This is a genomic window from Xenorhabdus santafensis, assembly GCF_033949405.1.
In the GTDB taxonomy this organism is placed as follows: domain Bacteria; phylum Pseudomonadota; class Gammaproteobacteria; order Enterobacterales; family Enterobacteriaceae; genus Xenorhabdus; species Xenorhabdus santafensis.
Window position 1 is genome coordinate 1 of record NZ_VCDN01000369.1, and the last position, 283, is coordinate 283.

1 protein-coding gene is annotated in these 283 nt (G+C 31.1%); it reads left to right on the forward strand.

Going from position 1 to position 283, the window contains the following annotated elements; genetic code table 11:
* A partial coding sequence (locus FE392_RS20600; protein WP_319931957.1) for a hypothetical protein occupies nt 1-283 on the forward strand: 283 nt, incomplete at both ends.

A 283-nucleotide genomic window follows, 5' to 3' on the forward strand; every position in this document is an offset into this window, starting at 1 on the left:
AATTACTAGTTCTTTATGTTCTGCATTACTATTAACCTGTTTAGGAACAAATTCGACCGTTGCTGCTGAAATTGCTAATACATCAAATTTAGAAATTCAATATCCTACCACAAACTTATTTGAATACAACTTTAATAATGTTTCTTTCTCAAGTCCCGAACCGTTAACAGAAACACACATTCAAACATTATATACTCTAATTAATCCCATAACTGAAAACAAAAAAACTTCTGTAATCCAATATGGACCAGCATATCCAGGGGATAGTGGAATAATTGTAGAT